Here is a 15,319-nt window from a genome sequence, read left to right as displayed (position 1 = left end):
AATTAATATAAACCTTAAAAATTAATACTACTATTAAGTTGTCAAAGGAGGTCGTGTCAAAGTGCCATACGAAGTTTTATTTAAAAATTTGGATGAAGCTAATGAAAAAGTGAAAAAGTTAGTAAAAGAACCTGACCTTTGCTTGATAAAAGTTAACAAAGAAAACGTTAAGCTGAAAATTAGAGATAAAAATAAACTTTATACGCTTGTATTTTCCAAAGAGAATGTAGGGGTTAGTTCTGTAGAGGAGCTGAAAAAAGTAGCTACAGATATAGCGACAAAAATTTCTTGCAAAGAAACTAAAGAACTCTAATGTTTTTTACTGAAAGAGATAACTTCTCCTGTGTTAGGAATGACAGGGACGATTCCCGTTTGCTGTTTTATCTCATCAGCAAGTACATTCTGAGACTCAGGCTCGCCGTGAACTAGTATTATTTTTTCTAAATTCCTTATAGATTTGATAATCTCAATTAATCCATTTTTTCCTGCATGACTTGAAAAATCCATCCATTCGACCCTGGCCTTTACAGGCTTACCTCCATCTTCATATATTCCTCTTTCAATTATACTTCTACCTGGAGTGTTTTTTCCTTGAAAGCTGACAAGAAAAACGGCATTTTTTTCATCATCTGCAATTTTTCTCAAATAGTATCTTGAAGGGCCTCCCTTCAACATTCCTGAACTTGATACAATAACGCATGGTTTTTTCCACACTTTCCTTCTATCTTGCCATCCTTTTAGGAATATCTGTTCGGAATATGCCTTCTCTAATAGCTCGCTATTTTTTAAAAACACTTTATTTTCCAACATGATTTCAGTTGCTTGCTTAACCATCCCATCTATATAAACAGGAGAGACATCATTTTCAGCTAGTATTGCCATTATCTCCTGCCCTCTTCCTACACTGAAAACTGGTATAAGTACAGTACCACCCTTTTCTAAGACCTCGTTTACTGATTCTGTAAGTCTCTTTTCTACATCCTTTCTTTCTGGATGGTTCGCATTTCCGTATGTGCTTTCTATTATTAACACATCCGCTTCTGCACCGTCAATCTTTGCTGATTCTACAAGCTTTGTATCTATAGAATTAATATCTGCAGTATATATTAAGGAGCCATCGGGCGTTGATACCTTTACAGAGAGACTTCCGGGGATATGTCCCGAATGGTAGAAATCTAAGGAGAAAAATTCACTCAATTTAACAAAATCTCCCGCTTTAACGTCTTGAATCGATGATAGCAAGCTATTAACTTCATTTATTTCAAAGTCAAGATAATAGCCAGAAAGTTTGAGAAAATCCTCAAGCATTAATCTAGCTAAGTGTCTTGTGACCCTGGTAGAAAAAGCTTTCGGTTTGACTGACGAATATAATAGTGGAGCGGCGCCTATGTGATCTAGGTGAACATGAGAAAGCACTACACCATCTAATTTTATCGGCGATATATGGAGCGGCATAACTGGGTTATCATTTTCATCGAAATTTACCCCATAGTCAAGAAGAACCGATCTATTGTTATATTCTACAGAAATCGCAGCTCTTCCAACTTCTTTTCCGCTACCTAAAATTTTAATTTGCATTTTTTCACGCTCTTTCACTAGCCTTTTTTGCTATATAGAATAATTTTTTCTAACGCTATAATCAATATATTACAATATTTTTATTTGTTAAACTTATTTATTTTCTTTGTATAAAACTAATTGATAGTGAAAGAAGTAGAGGTAGTAAAATATGTTTAAAATGAATCCTAGTGATATGAAAAAAATGATGAAAAGAATGGGAATAAATGTAGATGTTGAAGAAGTTAAAGATGCAGAAAGAGTGCTGATCGAAACTTCAGGGGATAAAAACTTCGTCGTTGAGCAACCCTCTGTGACTTTTTTAAAAATGAAGGGGCAGACGATCATTTATGTTATAGGAAGCTTGAAAGAAATTGAAAAAGAAGAAACTACTCATCAAAAAAGGGAGTTAGAAATTTTAGAAGATGACGTTCAGCTTGTAGCCGCAGAAGCAGGTGTATCATTGGAAGAAGCAAGGAAGGCTCTTGAAATTACAAATGGAGATATAGCACAAGCCATAATGCTTTTAAGTGCAAAAAAAGGATAAACCGATTTCTCTTTTAATTCGCAAAATTATATACAGGATTTTATAACTGAAACGGGTATTTATGATAGAGCTGAATGTTTTAATATCTTTTGTTTAAAACTCCATCAACACTTGATGTCAAAAGAATAAAGGACATGTTCACGAATATGTGGTGGTAACAGATGAATAACATTGATCGAATTTCTCAATTCATGCGGCGGAATTGAGTTTGATATGAAGATAATTTATCAGTCAGAATTTTCTAGTTTGAAATCAAAAATTGTAATATTCCCTATATACAATCCTTTGATTTCTTTTTCATAACTTGTTTTTATCAGAAATCCATATTCGTTGATATCAGTTAAAAATCCTATATCTATATGTTCGCCCTTATCATTTAAAACTGAAACGATTTTCCCTTTTAGGTTATTTGTATTTATAACATAGAAATCTTTGAAATAGTTTCTTTTCAACCTTTCTACAATAACTACAGTTTTTTCGTCGTAATCTTCTCCATAAAGCACTTTATCACCTATTTTATTAGAAAGTTCAGTTAATTCATTATAACTTAATGGATTTCCGAACCCAATAGTAATTTCCCCAAGTGTAAAAAAAGAGCCATAAGTCAAAAGTCTGCTTTTTTTGCTCTCAATTAGCGATAACACCTTATCTCCTCTTATCATCTTCCTTTCTATCTTGCTTCTCGAAGCCTTGTTTGGAGGGGTGTTTAAAGTTATAATCTTGGTGATAGGAAAAATAGATTTTACAAATAGATCGATTTTTTGCCCACTTCTGATTATAACAGTATAGTCGGGTTTTATTTTTTGTATCATCCTGAATTTATAATTCAATGATAAAGGATCTCCGAACCAACCATCGGTATCTATTATTATGATACCCTTTTCTATTCCAGCGATTAGTTCCTCTGTTGCCTGGATTACGTCAGATTCTTTACCAACGGGAGAAAGCTTTCCTATAAAGATAAACTTATCGGATTTACTTGCTGTTGACCAAAAGAGCTTTCCACTATTTTTAGAGATCGTAACACTTCCAGGATATCCGAAAGTTTTTTGTCCTAAGTCAGTATCCACATAATATGTTTCCATTCCTTTTAAATATGCAGTGTTAGCAATCATACTTGAAAAAGTAGTTTTCCCGCTATCCACTTTCCCTAATACAATTACCTTACATGTTTTTTCTTTATTAGCGCATTCTTCAACGATCAGAGAAGAATATTTTTTCCAATCAGTGTAAACTTCTATTTCTTCATTTATTGCATCTCGAATACAAAAGTCATTTTCCCCTATAACGGAGATCTTTGAATTTTTCTCAATTCTCAAAATATAGCTCCTAGACTTATGAATAACAACGCTTTCCCCTTTGTCGAATAAGATACCGTTTATTTCAACCTTTCCTCGTAAAACGTTAATTTTTGCTGGACCCTTAATAAAATAAAACTTTTCTATCTCATTAGTTTCAAGTATTTTTTCCATGCTTCCTCAACTTAATCGTTCCGGATCTGTTAGCAATAATATATGCAGCTTTTACATCAGGATCTTTTTCTTCTAATTGTTTTCTCTTGATTTTAGATGTCTTATATTCATCTACAAGTTCTAGCTCAGCACTAACATTTTCCAAAATCGTTGATGTCAAATTCCAAAGCCTATTGTTATCATTATAATCGCCTATCTTGACAATCATATTGTCATGAGGCACATTTTCATATTTTTTAAGAACCGAGATTATTTCATCTTGAATGACTTTACCTTTGCCTATAATTTTTCCATCTGCCAAGACTACATAGCCGATCTCTCTTCCAACATCAATCCCGACGATTATCTCTTTGTATTTTTCCTTGCCATCAATCATAAAAGGTATAAGAGAAAGAAAAACTTCATCTGTAAATTTTTCAATTTTAAACTTCCTGCAAGTTCCGATTATTTCTTTGCACCCTTTTTTGTCACAAATAACAACATCATCTTCACTGCACTTAAATGGTAAGTAACTTGGAGATTTGAAATCTATAGACTCTTCTCTAAGATTTTTAACAAATAAATAATAATCTTTAGAGCTTACAATAGATAACAGGAGCATTATTTCACTTTTGTTGACCTTACAAAATATTTTTTATAGAAGGACTAAATAAGCATTTATATACTATAAAAAATGTAGTGAATAGTTGATGAAAAAAGGGAAGGATTGTTGGAATGCTTTTGCTTCGGTGTTTTTTCCCAATAAAAAAGGATATGTTACTATATATGGCGAGGCTGGTTCAGGCAAGACAACTTTTTGCTTAACTTTTATAAAGAACTTGTTCAATAAGGCTATATACATTAATACCGAAGGCTCTGTTAATAAAGGAAGGCTCTTGCAAATTTTAGGCGAGAATTTTGACATTATGTTTATAGACGTGTTTAGCGAATGGGAGTTGCTACAAGCGGTTCTCCGTTCCCTCTATAAAGATGTGCTCATTGTGGTTGATAGCATTAATTATCTATACAGGCTTTCCTTTTCTCAAAATGAGGATATCTCGTCAAAACTGTTTATGCTTATTAATTCCTTATTAAAGGAGAATTCAAAGCTAAGTCCAGTACTTTCGACAGCACAGGTTTATCTCGAGGGAGATATTCCAAGCGGGTACAACATCCTTTCGCATTACAGCACTCTGCTGAGACTCTCTAAAGGCTCGTCCAGATCTGAGGGAGAGGTTCTATTAGATGATATAATTGTAGGAAGATACACAATTAAAAATGAGGGATTTGAATGGATATATTGCGAATATTAATAGATTTTTTGAAAATATACATTCCCCCAATGGTCGCTAATGGTATACCAGTTGTCGTTTCGAAGTTTATCAAAGGAAGACCACTGGACAGAGGAAAGTACTTGAGCGACGGAAAAAGAATATTAGGCGATGGAAAGACAGTCGAGGGCACAATATTTGCAATTCTAACTGGTACTTTAATGGGAGCGATTATAGGTATACTAAATTACTACTCACTGCAGTATTGCTTTACGGGATTTTTAGGCTCTTTAGGAGGAATTTTAGGAGATATAACTAAGTCATTCTTTAAAAGGAGAATTGGGATTGAAAGAGGGGGGATGCTCCCCTTAGTAGACCAGCTGGATTTCTATTTAGGATCAACTTTATTCATTTATCTTTGTCCAATCTGCGCGCATCCATCATTGGATGTTTTCCTATTTGGTATCATTATAATACCATTGCTTCACTTATCTACTAATTATATTGCATTCAAGCTTCATTTAAAGTCCGTTCCTTGGTAAGTTTTATTGCTATTCTATATTTAGCATATTTATCTTCTGGAGAAAACCTATGAGGATGCGGAACAAATAGTTCTCCACCACAATAAGGACATCTTCCAGTTTCTAACGTATATCTTTTGCACTTGGAACATTTTCTCATTAGCCATTTCATTTTTATCATCATTCTTTTTCTTTAACTACTTCAAAATTGACCTTCAACTTTTGGGCGTCTTTTTCCGCTTTTTCCAATATGCTGTTGATTATCCTTTCAGCAGATTTGTAATCCTCTGATATAACTTCTATTTTATATTTTGGTGCTCCAATCGTATATATATTAACTGAAGAATTATCCTCTGAAATGTTCTTCATATTTAGCAAGACGCTTCTTATATCTTCGATCCCACTTGGAGAAGTGCTCCATAAGTTTATTATTCTTGTAACTTTGACTTGTTTAATTTTTATATGTTTGTTAGCTTCTTCGTATACAGGCATTATCCACTCTTCTTTTGCATTAGGAACTCTTAAGGTATCAGGTCCTAACATTACAGCAGTTTCCAATGCTGTATATAAATCACTATAGTGATCCAATAAAGGCCATCCGATATCGTTATATGCATCATCTAAAGTTTTTCCAAGTTTTTGTGCAGCTAGTTCAAGAATTTTTTCAGCTCTTTGATTTCTTTTATACCAGTGCATTTTCTTTTTCTTTTCACTATCATATACCCTTTTTAAGCTAACGTCTACTTGCTTTTTCTGCTTATTAACTCTAATAACCTTAACAACTATTTTTTCATTTTCCTTCAAAACTTCTTTTATGTTTTTAACCCACTTTGTTGCAACCTCGCTCCATGGTAAAAATGCCCTCATTCCATTATATTCATCTAGCTCAACATATGCTCCATAATCAAAAATCTCTTTAACTGTAGCGATGACTAATTCATTAGCGTCAGGAAGCTCTTTTCTGGCTCTAACCAAATGATTTCACCTGTTAATTACTTAATAGCTATTACAAAATAGGTTTTGCCGAGATTATATATTATTTTTTAAGTAAAAATATCGTTCTTCCAAAATAGATGGTATGATGCAAAGAAATTTTTGATTTAACTAGTAATAAAATCTACCCAACTACTTTTATGAACTGTGCTTGTAGTCTTGCTCTTCCACCTGTTGGTTTTACAAGTTGAGACCCGCATATAAGGCATCTTACTGGAAAAGTTGCATGAGAAAAGATGACTTGTTCGTTTCCACATGCAGGACATCTTACTAAAATGAATTTTGTTCTTGGCTCTGGGATAGGAAGGCTTCTCCTCTTTGTCATGCTTAAGCCACCTCTGTGAGCTCAAGCTTCTTTAATCTTAGTCCTTTTCTATGCTGTATATACCCGCATTCACTGCATTTTAGCTTAATTACTTGCTTTTTGGTAGTTTTTGCATATCTTTTTTGTTCAGGTTTTCTTTTTGAACCATAACCTTCCTGTTTTCTGACGTATCTTCTCTGCCCTATAGACAATGCTCTTCTTTTTCCAGCTTTATAAATCATTACTGTTTGCACTGTATGTTTTTTACACCTTGGGCAATAGGCTCTAATTTTTTTAGGAATTTTCAATGCCGGCTCACTCCGTTTATTTTTTTATTGCAAAACTTATTTCACATACTAGTCTTTATTTAAAATCAGGGTTTAAATAATTGATTCTCAGTTCTTTCGCAAAAGATAAATCTTTAAGTGCTTTTGCTTCTTTTACGCTTAAAATCGAAAAGCAAAAATCTTCATTTCTACACTCTTTAAAAATCCCTGGATCATCATTTTCAACAAACACATAAAAATCTTCATCTTTTTTAAATGATGTTGCAAAAAAAGAAAGAAAACCAGATTTTTCTAGCGGACTGTCATCTAAATTCTTAGAAATTATTTTTGAGATTAGCTTAGAAATACTTTCTGTTTCTTCTATTGTTTTCTTGCAAAGTTCTACATTGTTTACAAAGCTTTGAGCACTTCCTCTTTGATAACATACATTTGATATCATGTTCAAAAATCTCATTTTTAAATCGTTATAGTTTACTTCTTTTTTAGTTGATATTCTATTGAGTACAAACTCAATTGATTCGCTCATTTTTCACGACCAAAAGTTTTAGTATATCGCCATTACTTAATTTTTTGATATCTTGTAATAAAAATTTAGGCAGGATCTGCTATACCTTTTGAGATGAATAAAAAGGCGAGGCAGCCAGGGATTTTTATAATATCCCCCTTTAAGCTATTTATCTTTATCCCTAAAATTTCCTTATTTTGCATTGAAACATTCATTTTAACATCCTCATCTTCCTTAAACGGAGAATATGAACAATTTATGGAAAAACTTTCAAGCTCACTTTCTCCTATTTCAAATACAGGCAGACCCAGCTTACCATTTATTGAACCAGGGATCCTTATTAATCTATGAACATCGACTGTAACCTTTTCATCTATACTTATAGATGCCATTTTCATGATATCGTTCAAATTAATTTTTTCTCCGAGTAGTACCTCAGCTTCTCCGAACGTAATCTTTTTTTCATCATTTAAGTTCATCTTTTTATACAAGATTTCTCCTAATCTCCCTCTCCATCCAGGTTCCTTAGGATTTGGAATATACATATTTTTTCCTTTTATTGATTCTCCCAATCCGATTATTCTTTCAATATTCACTCCACTTCCTGTTATATACTTAATTATCATGCTTCTTTCTTCACTCGTTAGCTTCAACCATTCATCATCGCATTTTGGATGAACGTGAAAACCCCTATTGCCAGAAAAATATATCTTGATTTTTTCAAAACCGAAGTCTTTTCTTAAAACTTTTATTAACTTTTTTGCTTCAATTCCGGCTTTTAAGATGCATTCTTTAGGAATTGGTTCGACCTCAATAACATTCTGGCTACCGCATTTCGTACATTTTTTTATCGACTTACCATAAAGAAGCGATCCACAGTTTAGGCAAGCGTGTAGTTGCTCAATAGATTCGCATCCAGGAACTTCATCGGCATCAATATCAAAGATTATTTCTGAACCTATCATTCCTTTTTTTTCCATATCATCTATCTCAGGGAAGGTGTAAATCGCAGATGAGTAATAAAGGTGCATAGGTGGATTTTTTAATAAAAAGCTTCTAAGCTCATCTTCACTTTTAAAGGATAAATGTCTAACATAACCTTTATAGTCTATAGGCTGGACGGCAAATTCCCTGCTATTTATATCGTCAGGTAGCTCAAGTTTAGCTTTCTCGTAGTATGCTGAAAGCTTTTGAAAAAGCCATTCTTTTCTATCTATCGACCTTTTACGCTTCTCTTGGTGCGATGTAAGAGACAAGCCTTGCACCCTGCGGAAATTCAAAAGTTATCTTTGTAGGAATTCCGCTTGAGAACTGTATTGAAACAATATCCGCAACCTCTGCAGAATATAAGAGTGACTCTAAATATTCTAAACCATAGAGAGATTTTTGTTCCCCTTCGCACACTAAAGAGATTATGTTACCTGAATCCTTATCGAGCTCAACTATAGCCTTTCCAATTTCACTCTCATTTAATATAGTAAATTTACTTTCATTTGCAATAAAATAGATATTGTCGCCTAAAAATTCTACATCTTCAATAGAATCTTTAAATATTTGAGCAGAAAGTCTTATATCTGCCTTAAACTCCAAGTTAATATCTGGTAATTCCTGGTAAGGGACGTCGACAGTACTTTCAGTAAATATTCTACTAAATTTGCCGATAAATTTGAGCTGGAATTTGTTACCCTCAGTGACTATTTCAAGCTTATCTCCCTTTTTTGCCCTTTTCAGCATATCGCTTAAATTTTCTAGGTTAATACCTATAATTTCAGAATTAGCTTCATAACTTTCAAATGAAGAGCTTGGAAAGAAAAGATCAATAAGCATCACATGGCTAGGATCCATCGCCCTTAATCTGATTCCATCTTTATCTGCTTTTATTGCAACCTCTTCCAATATTTTGCTAATACCCAATATAGTATACTTCCAAAGAGATGCGTTACTAAACGTTATTTTCATATACGATACACCATTATTCTTACCAAGAATTAAACTCGCTTAATATTTTAATGTATCATCTGTTAAATAATGATATATATTTTTTGAAAATTTTAGATTTTCTAATCATATCATAAGGATCCTTATATTGAGTTTTGTTAGAATATTTACAACCGAAAGCCTCGCCCTTTAGGGCAGGAGAAGACCAGAATAGTTGAAATTTTCGCTATTTATAGCATGAAAGAAAGGTTCGTATGAAACCTCTTTAAGCAAATCTGTATTGTTTGTAATGCTTGACAGCGAAGAATTTTTTTATCTTAACTTTTCGCATAAAAGTTAGCAGATATGAACATAAAGAAAATCTTAGAAAGGACTAGGGAACAAACTTTTACTCTTCACGAATGTCTACCCAACGAAAGATCTATTTCTAAATTGATTCGAAGTAACTATGAACCGACCAGAAAACTATGAAAAGATCACTCATATTCTCTCCAGACGTATCCGCATTTAGTGCATTTATAGAATCTCGTTGGAGGCTCGTCTGCAGCTCTTGTTTGCATAGTCCAATAATAGACTTCATTATTGCCGCATTTCGGACAATATACTACGTCTTTTAATTTTGGTAAAGTTTCGGGAATTTTATTTTCATCAACTATGATAAGCTTGTCCTTTTCTCCATGCTTTATCTTGTTAACAATTTTGTACTCATTTTTCTTCGGTTCAACTTCTTCTGTATATCCGCATTTTGGACAAACATATACATCTTTGCCATCAATTTTCTTCGGCTTCATTAGAGTTCCACACTTTGGACAGAACTTCACAGTTTTTCACCTCTTTTAGACCATTTACTATAGATTCGTATAGCTCTTTATAAACTAATTCTTTTTTTATGTTTGCTTTTAAAGCTTTTACCAATATTTCTTCGTTCTTACCACCGATATTCATTACATCAATAAATCTTACTTCTTTTATAAAAGACCTCTTTTCAAGCCTATTTAAAAAATTCTCATCGTTTTTTTCAATTATCAGATGTTCTAAAATTTTATTTCTAAGAACTCCCCCTACTACTAAGTCTTCTTTTATAAAAAGTTCCAGAATCCTCTTTTCATCGTTTTTCATAGTTCAAACTTGTACCTCTTTTATTTTAGTTTCCAGCTCTCTTATTTCATCTTTTAGTAAGCCTATGCCTTTTTTAAGCGCTTCTACAGGTTTTATAGATCCATCGGTTTTCAAATAGAGTACCATTTCGTTTTTAAGCGGGTGATCTATTCTATAATAAGACATAACCACTCCGTCGATCTTCATTAAGGTTTTTGCCATAAGATTTCCAAAAGTGTGATCTTCATCATATAGTACAATTTCTAGTTCTTTTTCATTCATCTGTTTTATGCTATATTTCATTTTTCTGTTCATCTCCACCTAGCTACACTTTTACTTTTCAGCTTTATAGCTTAATATTCGTTTTTCTTTTTTAAGGCTTCTATAATAGTATTCAATGCTTTATCTTTATCGGCCTTCAACATGTACATATCTTCGATTTTTTCAAAAACTCCTTCTTCCTCTCCTATTGATGCAATTTCCATGGGAGAAAGGCCAGAATATACAGATAATACCGCGATAATTTCTGCACCTATGCCTCTAGCAATTTCTCTCGCTGACTTGTAGGAATCAAATAAGTCTTTTGCTAACGACTTTAACTCTTCGAGATCATCATAGATTACAAGCAAATCTTCTTTTTCGTCGTACGAGAAATCGATATTCTCTAACTCTAATAATCTTTTAAAACCTTCTAGAGGGACTGGGACTTCAAGTGACTTCGCTAACATAGAGCCAAATACTGTTATACCTCTTCCCTCTTTCGGGTAACCCATTTTTATTGCAAAATCTTCCACTGCACTTCTAATCCTGTGAATGCTATTCTCTACGCTTACTGGGTCCCCAATAATTCTAATCTCGACAGAATTTCCTTTTATCCTATACATTACCTGTGTGGCTATCGTGCTTCCCATTATAGCATCTAAGAAACGCTCAACATCAGCATTTTTTGGGATCCTAAGAACTAATTTCTTCTTAATTAGCTTCAAGACGCTCACCAGAATTAGTATGACTTGTGAAATTTTTGCTACTGGTTGGTTTATTTATCCACTATGATCCTTCAAGTTTATATAATCACTAGAAAGTTTCCTATTTTCTATGTTTCCACATTTAGGGCACTTAAGCTTCCCATTTTCCAGCTTTTGCATAATTGCGCCACATTTAGAACATGATGCCAAAATTACTCCAAGGGAAGAGTGCTTAAAAGAAAGCTGAAACGGGTTCTCAGAGGATATTATTTTTGCTTTAACTAAATCTCCAGGAAGAACATAATCGCTAATATTTTTGCCCTCTTCATCTACTTGCGAAACATGCAAAAAGCCTGCTAGTGGTGCTGAGATAGGCTTTAGGTTTCCATCATATAAAATCGTTATTAAAGCTATATCGCTTTTTACCGAGTTTACATACCCAATTACTACAGATTTTAGTCGCGGAAAGTCATACTTCTTTTTAAATGGAATTACTTTTAGATTCTTGTTAATAATATCTTTAACTACTTTTCCAATTAAAGTAGATCTCAGCTTGCCGTTTTCGTCGCTATAAACTCCTGAAACAGGGATAAACTCTTCTAGAATTGCGAGCTCGTCTCCAGGAAATGCCAAGTTTTCTTCTTTCATCATTTTTTCTCTCCTTTAATAATAAAGAGTAGCATGACTGGTATTTTCTTTTTTCTAGACACATGATATTCAAATATTTGTTTTAATTCCATATTATAAACTTTGAGTATTTCTATTTTGTACCCAAATTCTCCGACCTTTTTGAAGAAAAAATCTTTGCTTTTTTCGCTGTACATATGAAAGGACAAAACTGCCCTTGTCACTCGTAAGGCTTCTTTTAAAAACTTCCAATCTATTCCTCTTTTTACGCTCCCAAATGGTGGGTTCATTAAAGTCACGTCTAAACTGCTATCTCTCAACGGAACAGATGCTCCGTCAGCTTTTATTATTTCAACTTTGCACTCTATACCAAGTTTTTTTGCATATTTAATCTGTTCTTCAATTTCCTCATCATCAATTTCTATTGAAACGCACTCATTTGCTCCTGCTATTAAAGAGCCGAGACACAGCCTGCCAGTTCCTGAACCAATATCTAATATTTTCTTGTTTATAATTAGTCCATGTTGTAGTGCGAACCATATAGTTTCAGATGCTATATTCGAAGGTGTCATGTGTTGCTCCAACTGAGGCTTAGGATTTTTCGGTCCCTTAATTTTTTCAATAGTAATTTCGAGCATTTTTTTATTGAACGAAGTCATCACAACAACCTGTACCTCTCCAATTCTCCTTTTAGTACCATAAATGCTTCTCCTGGAGTAAGCACGGGTTTTTCAAACTCCTTCTCACTTATGTCATCTATAGGGATTCTTGGGCATGAAGTTACAACATATGCATCAATTTTAGGCTGATCAATGTTTCTTAGCTCATTTATTGTTAAACTTTTAGAAAAAAAGAGATAGTACTTCTTCCCTTTGTTTTTTATCAGAGATTCAAGTGCCCTTATAGTTATAGGCCTATATTGACCAGTTCTAGTTCCAATTATTATTCCCCACACTTCTGCGCTTTTAGATCTCTCCATTGTGGCATATCTTTTTTTAAGAATTTTTTTAACATTCTCGGTAACATTCTCAACCTTATCTGTATAAGGGTCAATTTTTATAGTAGGCTTCATTGTCATGAGACCGGCACCAAAAGCGTGAAAATATCCTCCTGAAACCACTACCACAGAATCATAGTTTTTCTCATTAATAAGCGGTGAATAGTCACAACCAACAATTTGCCCTTCTTCCATAAGCGGAGACTTTGGTATAGTAGCACTTATCCCTCTTTCATTCAGAAAATCTCTTATTTGCTTTAGCGCATCCACATGTTGTATGGTAGAAACAAGCGCGGGTTTTGAAGCTCCTATTTTATTTAATTCAAATAGCAAAGATATTAGAGAGCTTTTGCTAAGCTCTTTTTTAAACTTTCCTGGAACATAAATTACTGGTACTTTTTCCAAAATTGATTTATATTCAGCCAATGAATAGGGAGTATGGCCAAAATGAACTATAAGCTCAGCACCAAGCATTTTTGCCTCCTCAATAGCTATATCGCAACCTCCCCACGTACTTTCGGCAGAAATGTATATTTTAACATCTTTTAAATAATTTTTTAAATAGTCAGCTATAGCTATAGAAAATAATTTAAACCCGTCGGGAAACTGAAGAATTATTGATTTTGGGTTTAAATTCGAAATCTTCGAAACCAAGTCCGGAAGATTAAAATCATAGTCGAGAGTTTCCAAGTCATTTCACCATATTTATTATATAATTGTTTGGGACATAAGTATTGCAAAAATACTTAAGCTAAAGTGAAGAGAGTTGGTCACCCATACGCTTATAGCATGGGCAATACTCATCCTCTTGGTATTCTTTCTAATTTTTAGGTCTAAGTATCCTAATATACCTGTTTGGTCTTTTATGTCTTTTTTAGCCTTTTTGTCTGTTGCAGGAGGATTAGTGAATATCGAAGAGATTCCTTCAGCTATAGATTTAAATGTTATTTTCTTCCTAATAGGAATGTTCAGCATTATCGCTTTAGCCGAAAGCTCAGGTTTGCTTGACCTTCTTTCTCATTACGTGATTAGTAAGTTCAAATCGACATATGCTGCAATTATAGGTACTTTTGCCTTTTTTGGCCTTCTAACATCAGTAGCTGTTAACGATACAATGGCAGTGATGGCTCCTCCGATAGTTTATTTCATCTCGAAACACCTAAAAATACCATACAGGCAATTGCTCATTCTTCTCGCTTTTTCAATAACAATCGGTTCTGTTATGACTCCGATGGGAAATCCGCAGAACGTGCTTATAGCCATCGGCTCTGGAATGAGCGCTCCTTTTATTTATTTTATAGAATATCTTTTTTTGCCCACAATTATAAATCTAGTGATTACTTCATTTTTGGTTATAAAGATTTACAAAATTCCTAATAATTCTATTGACATCGGAACAATACCTGAAGAAAAAATAAAAAATAAAAAAGATGCAATCCTTGCAGCAATAGGAATTTTTTCAGTAATAGTCGCAATGATAGTTAATGATATCTTACGAGTTATGGGAAAACCTAGTATAGAGCAGATAGGGTTCATACCGTTCATTATTGCATCCTCTTTATATTTTTTCGTGAGTGAGCCTAGGTCGCTTATAAAAGAGGTGGACTGGGGAACAATCATCTTTTTTATCACAATGTTTATAGCAATGGACGGTGTATGGAAGAGCGGAGTAGCTTCTGAGCTTTTAAGGGTATTCATTCCATCAAAGCCAAGTGATACAATAGCTCCAGTGCTGATATCTATTATTTCTATAATATTGAGCCAGCTTTTCAGCAATGTTCCATTTGTAAAGCTATTTATGGATTATATGCGAGAATTAGGATATACGGCAAATAATATAGTGCCCTGGATCTCGCTTGCTATGTCTTCGACAATTGCAGGTAACTTAACCCTTTTCGGCGCTGCTTCTAATATTATAATACTAGAAATCTCAGAAAGCAGGTATAAAGAGACGATCCCATTTTCAGAGTTCTTTAAGATAGGCTTTCCTGTTACTTTACTGAATTTGACTATATACCTGTTTTATATATATCTGACCTCCTTCCCGCCTTAAAGGGCGAGGGTTCCCCTTAGGGAATTCATCGGTTCCCCGCATCTATTCGTGAATACATCTTTCATCTGCAGGGCAGTCGAGGGGGTCAGAGTTCTGTTCATCTAAAGCTTTCTCTAGGCTATCGAACAGTTTCCCGTCCTATATCGCTATAGGTTTGCCTATGGCGGGTTGTGCCTCAAATCCATGATTCACCGTGGCCACTAGC

At 33.9% G+C, this 15,319-nt stretch carries 22 protein-coding genes; 5 read left to right on the top strand and 17 right to left on the bottom strand.

What is annotated here, in order from left to right; genetic code table 11:
- The first annotated feature begins 61 nt into the window (after window positions 1-61).
- On the top strand, window positions 62-313 hold the full coding sequence (locus tag ACP5SL_RS03380; RefSeq protein WP_014558219.1) for a hypothetical protein: 252 nt from the start codon (window positions 62-64) through the stop codon (window positions 311-313).
- Here the strand turns inward: ACP5SL_RS03380 and ACP5SL_RS03375 are convergent.
- The gene (locus tag ACP5SL_RS03375) at window positions 310-1,578 is read right to left on the bottom strand and encodes an MBL fold metallo-hydrolase (RefSeq protein WP_428228185.1); all 1,269 of its coding nucleotides are present in this window, start codon (window positions 1,576-1,578) and stop codon (window positions 310-312) included. The genes ACP5SL_RS03380 and ACP5SL_RS03375 overlap by 4 nt on opposite strands.
- A gap of 151 nt (window positions 1,579-1,729) precedes the next feature.
- Between ACP5SL_RS03375 and ACP5SL_RS03370 the strand changes: the two genes are divergently transcribed.
- A complete protein-coding gene (locus ACP5SL_RS03370; RefSeq protein ID WP_014558221.1) occupies window positions 1,730-2,104 on the top strand; it encodes a nascent polypeptide-associated complex protein in 375 nt (124 codons plus the stop codon).
- 227 nt (window positions 2,105-2,331) lie between these two features.
- Here the strand turns inward: ACP5SL_RS03370 and ACP5SL_RS03365 are convergent, their stop codons facing one another.
- Window positions 2,332-3,576: a Clp1/GlmU family protein gene (locus ACP5SL_RS03365; protein WP_272985434.1), complete on the bottom strand. Its 1,245-nt coding sequence runs from the start codon at window positions 3,574-3,576 to the stop codon at window positions 2,332-2,334.
- Entirely contained in the window at window positions 3,560-4,177 is a 618-nt protein-coding gene (locus tag ACP5SL_RS03360) for a hypothetical protein (RefSeq protein WP_014558223.1), read from the bottom strand. The genes ACP5SL_RS03365 and ACP5SL_RS03360 overlap by 17 nt, the downstream gene beginning before the upstream one ends.
- Window positions 4,178-4,265: 88 nt before the next feature.
- Between ACP5SL_RS03360 and ACP5SL_RS03355 the strand changes: the two genes are divergently transcribed.
- Window positions 4,266-4,868, top strand: a complete 603-nt coding sequence (locus ACP5SL_RS03355) for an AAA family ATPase (RefSeq protein ID WP_193803780.1) — start codon at window positions 4,266-4,268, stop codon at window positions 4,866-4,868.
- Window positions 4,847-5,368, top strand: coding sequence for a CDP-2,3-bis-(O-geranylgeranyl)-sn-glycerol synthase (locus tag ACP5SL_RS03350; protein WP_272985437.1), 522 nt, complete (start codon window positions 4,847-4,849; stop codon window positions 5,366-5,368). The genes ACP5SL_RS03355 and ACP5SL_RS03350 overlap by 22 nt, the downstream gene beginning before the upstream one ends.
- Here ACP5SL_RS03350 and ACP5SL_RS03345 read toward each other — a convergent pair.
- The 14 genes from ACP5SL_RS03345 to dph2 all read right to left on the bottom strand — a co-directional run bounded on the left by ACP5SL_RS03345 (window position 5,337) and on the right by dph2 (window position 13,751).
- On the bottom strand, window positions 5,337-5,519 hold the full coding sequence (locus ACP5SL_RS03345; RefSeq protein ID WP_148683701.1) for an RNA-protein complex protein Nop10: 183 nt from the start codon (window positions 5,517-5,519) through the stop codon (window positions 5,337-5,339). The genes ACP5SL_RS03350 and ACP5SL_RS03345 overlap by 32 nt on opposite strands.
- 8 nt (window positions 5,520-5,527) lie before the next feature.
- Complete coding sequence (locus tag ACP5SL_RS03340) at window positions 5,528-6,322, bottom strand: translation initiation factor IF-2 subunit alpha (RefSeq protein ID WP_014558227.1); 795 nt, start codon at window positions 6,320-6,322, stop codon at window positions 5,528-5,530.
- 142 nt (window positions 6,323-6,464) lie between these two features.
- Window positions 6,465-6,665 (bottom strand): 30S ribosomal protein S27e, encoded by a 201-nt coding sequence (locus ACP5SL_RS03335; protein WP_014558228.1) that lies wholly within the window; start codon window positions 6,663-6,665, stop codon window positions 6,465-6,467.
- A 2-nt stretch (window positions 6,666-6,667) separates the two neighbouring features.
- Complete coding sequence (locus ACP5SL_RS03330) at window positions 6,668-6,952, bottom strand: 50S ribosomal protein L44e (RefSeq protein ID WP_148683702.1); 285 nt, start codon at window positions 6,950-6,952, stop codon at window positions 6,668-6,670.
- 55 nt (window positions 6,953-7,007) lie between these two features.
- Window positions 7,008-7,376 (bottom strand): hypothetical protein, encoded by a 369-nt coding sequence (locus ACP5SL_RS03325; RefSeq protein WP_428228184.1) that lies wholly within the window; start codon window positions 7,374-7,376, stop codon window positions 7,008-7,010.
- 146 nt (window positions 7,377-7,522) lie between these two features.
- Window positions 7,523-8,692 (bottom strand): DNA primase small subunit domain-containing protein, encoded by a 1,170-nt coding sequence (locus ACP5SL_RS03320; RefSeq protein ID WP_014558231.1) that lies wholly within the window; start codon window positions 8,690-8,692, stop codon window positions 7,523-7,525.
- Window positions 8,661-9,395, bottom strand: a complete 735-nt coding sequence (locus ACP5SL_RS03315; RefSeq protein ID WP_148683703.1) for a DNA polymerase sliding clamp — start codon at window positions 9,393-9,395, stop codon at window positions 8,661-8,663. Before ACP5SL_RS03315 ends, ACP5SL_RS03320 begins: the two co-directional genes overlap by 32 nt.
- A 455-nt stretch (window positions 9,396-9,850) precedes the next feature.
- Entirely contained in the window at window positions 9,851-10,165 is a 315-nt protein-coding gene (locus ACP5SL_RS03310) for a transcription factor S (RefSeq protein WP_014558233.1), read from the bottom strand.
- Entirely contained in the window at window positions 10,146-10,493 is a 348-nt protein-coding gene (locus ACP5SL_RS03305; RefSeq protein ID WP_014558234.1) for a hypothetical protein, read from the bottom strand. The genes ACP5SL_RS03310 and ACP5SL_RS03305 overlap by 20 nt, the downstream gene beginning before the upstream one ends.
- Window positions 10,494-10,496: 3 nt before the next feature.
- Complete coding sequence (locus tag ACP5SL_RS03300) at window positions 10,497-10,787, bottom strand: RpoL/Rpb11 RNA polymerase subunit family protein (protein WP_228009417.1); 291 nt, start codon at window positions 10,785-10,787, stop codon at window positions 10,497-10,499.
- Window positions 10,788-10,825: 38 nt separating this feature from the next.
- Complete coding sequence (locus tag ACP5SL_RS03295) at window positions 10,826-11,458, bottom strand: DUF2067 family protein (RefSeq protein ID WP_148683705.1); 633 nt, start codon at window positions 11,456-11,458, stop codon at window positions 10,826-10,828.
- A gap of 54 nt (window positions 11,459-11,512) precedes the next feature.
- Window positions 11,513-12,088, bottom strand: a complete 576-nt coding sequence (locus ACP5SL_RS03290) for an exosome complex RNA-binding protein Csl4 (RefSeq protein WP_014558237.1) — start codon at window positions 12,086-12,088, stop codon at window positions 11,513-11,515.
- Window positions 12,085-12,723, bottom strand: a complete 639-nt coding sequence (locus ACP5SL_RS03285) for an METTL5 family protein (RefSeq protein WP_014558238.1) — start codon at window positions 12,721-12,723, stop codon at window positions 12,085-12,087. Before ACP5SL_RS03285 ends, ACP5SL_RS03290 begins: the two co-directional genes overlap by 4 nt.
- On the bottom strand, window positions 12,723-13,751 hold the full coding sequence (gene dph2, locus ACP5SL_RS03280) for a diphthamide biosynthesis enzyme Dph2 (RefSeq protein WP_014558239.1): 1,029 nt from the start codon (window positions 13,749-13,751) through the stop codon (window positions 12,723-12,725). The genes ACP5SL_RS03285 and dph2 overlap by 1 nt, the downstream gene beginning before the upstream one ends.
- Before the next feature lie 76 nt (window positions 13,752-13,827).
- Here dph2 and ACP5SL_RS03275 point away from each other — a divergent pair, with 76 nt between their 5' ends.
- Window positions 13,828-15,114, top strand: a complete 1,287-nt coding sequence (locus ACP5SL_RS03275; protein ID WP_428228183.1) for an SLC13 family permease — start codon at window positions 13,828-13,830, stop codon at window positions 15,112-15,114.
- Window positions 15,115-15,319: the final 205 nt, after the last annotated feature.

It is taken from the genome of Fervidicoccus sp. (genome assembly GCF_049967375.1).
Taxonomy (GTDB): Archaea; Thermoproteota; Thermoprotei_A; order Sulfolobales; family Fervidicoccaceae; genus Fervidicoccus; species Fervidicoccus fontis.
The sequence above is the reverse complement of the archived record's forward strand: the minus strand, read 5'-3'. Positions and strand labels throughout refer to the sequence as shown.

Coding starts and splice junctions, on each gene's coding strand:
- ACP5SL_RS03345 (WP_148683701.1), bottom strand. CDS start 5,519: ATGAAATGGCTAATGAGAAAATGTTCCAAGTGCAAAAGATATACGTTA.
- ACP5SL_RS03285 (WP_014558238.1), bottom strand. CDS start 12,723: ATGACTTCGTTCAATAAAAAAATGCTCGAAATTACTATTGAAAAAATT.
- ACP5SL_RS03290 (WP_014558237.1), bottom strand. CDS start 12,088: ATGATGAAAGAAGAAAACTTGGCATTTCCTGGAGACGAGCTCGCAATT.
- ACP5SL_RS03370 (WP_014558221.1), top strand. CDS start 1,730: ATGTTTAAAATGAATCCTAGTGATATGAAAAAAATGATGAAAAGAATG.
- ACP5SL_RS03300 (WP_228009417.1), bottom strand. CDS start 10,787: ATGAACAGAAAAATGAAATATAGCATAAAACAGATGAATGAAAAAGAA.
- ACP5SL_RS03335 (WP_014558228.1), bottom strand. CDS start 6,665: ATGACAAAGAGGAGAAGCCTTCCTATCCCAGAGCCAAGAACAAAATTC.
- ACP5SL_RS03360 (WP_014558223.1), bottom strand. CDS start 4,177: ATGCTCCTGTTATCTATTGTAAGCTCTAAAGATTATTATTTATTTGTT.
- ACP5SL_RS03305 (WP_014558234.1), bottom strand. CDS start 10,493: ATGAAAAACGATGAAAAGAGGATTCTGGAACTTTTTATAAAAGAAGAC.
- ACP5SL_RS03310 (WP_014558233.1), bottom strand. CDS start 10,165: ATGAAGCCGAAGAAAATTGATGGCAAAGATGTATATGTTTGTCCAAAA.
- ACP5SL_RS03315 (WP_148683703.1), bottom strand. CDS start 9,395: ATGAAAATAACGTTTAGTAACGCATCTCTTTGGAAGTATACTATATTG.
- ACP5SL_RS03350 (WP_272985437.1), top strand. CDS start 4,847: ATGGATATATTGCGAATATTAATAGATTTTTTGAAAATATACATTCCC.
- ACP5SL_RS03355 (WP_193803780.1), top strand. CDS start 4,266: ATGAAAAAAGGGAAGGATTGTTGGAATGCTTTTGCTTCGGTGTTTTTT.
- ACP5SL_RS03375 (WP_428228185.1), bottom strand. CDS start 1,578: ATGCAAATTAAAATTTTAGGTAGCGGAAAAGAAGTTGGAAGAGCTGCG.
- ACP5SL_RS03365 (WP_272985434.1), bottom strand. CDS start 3,576: ATGGAAAAAATACTTGAAACTAATGAGATAGAAAAGTTTTATTTTATT.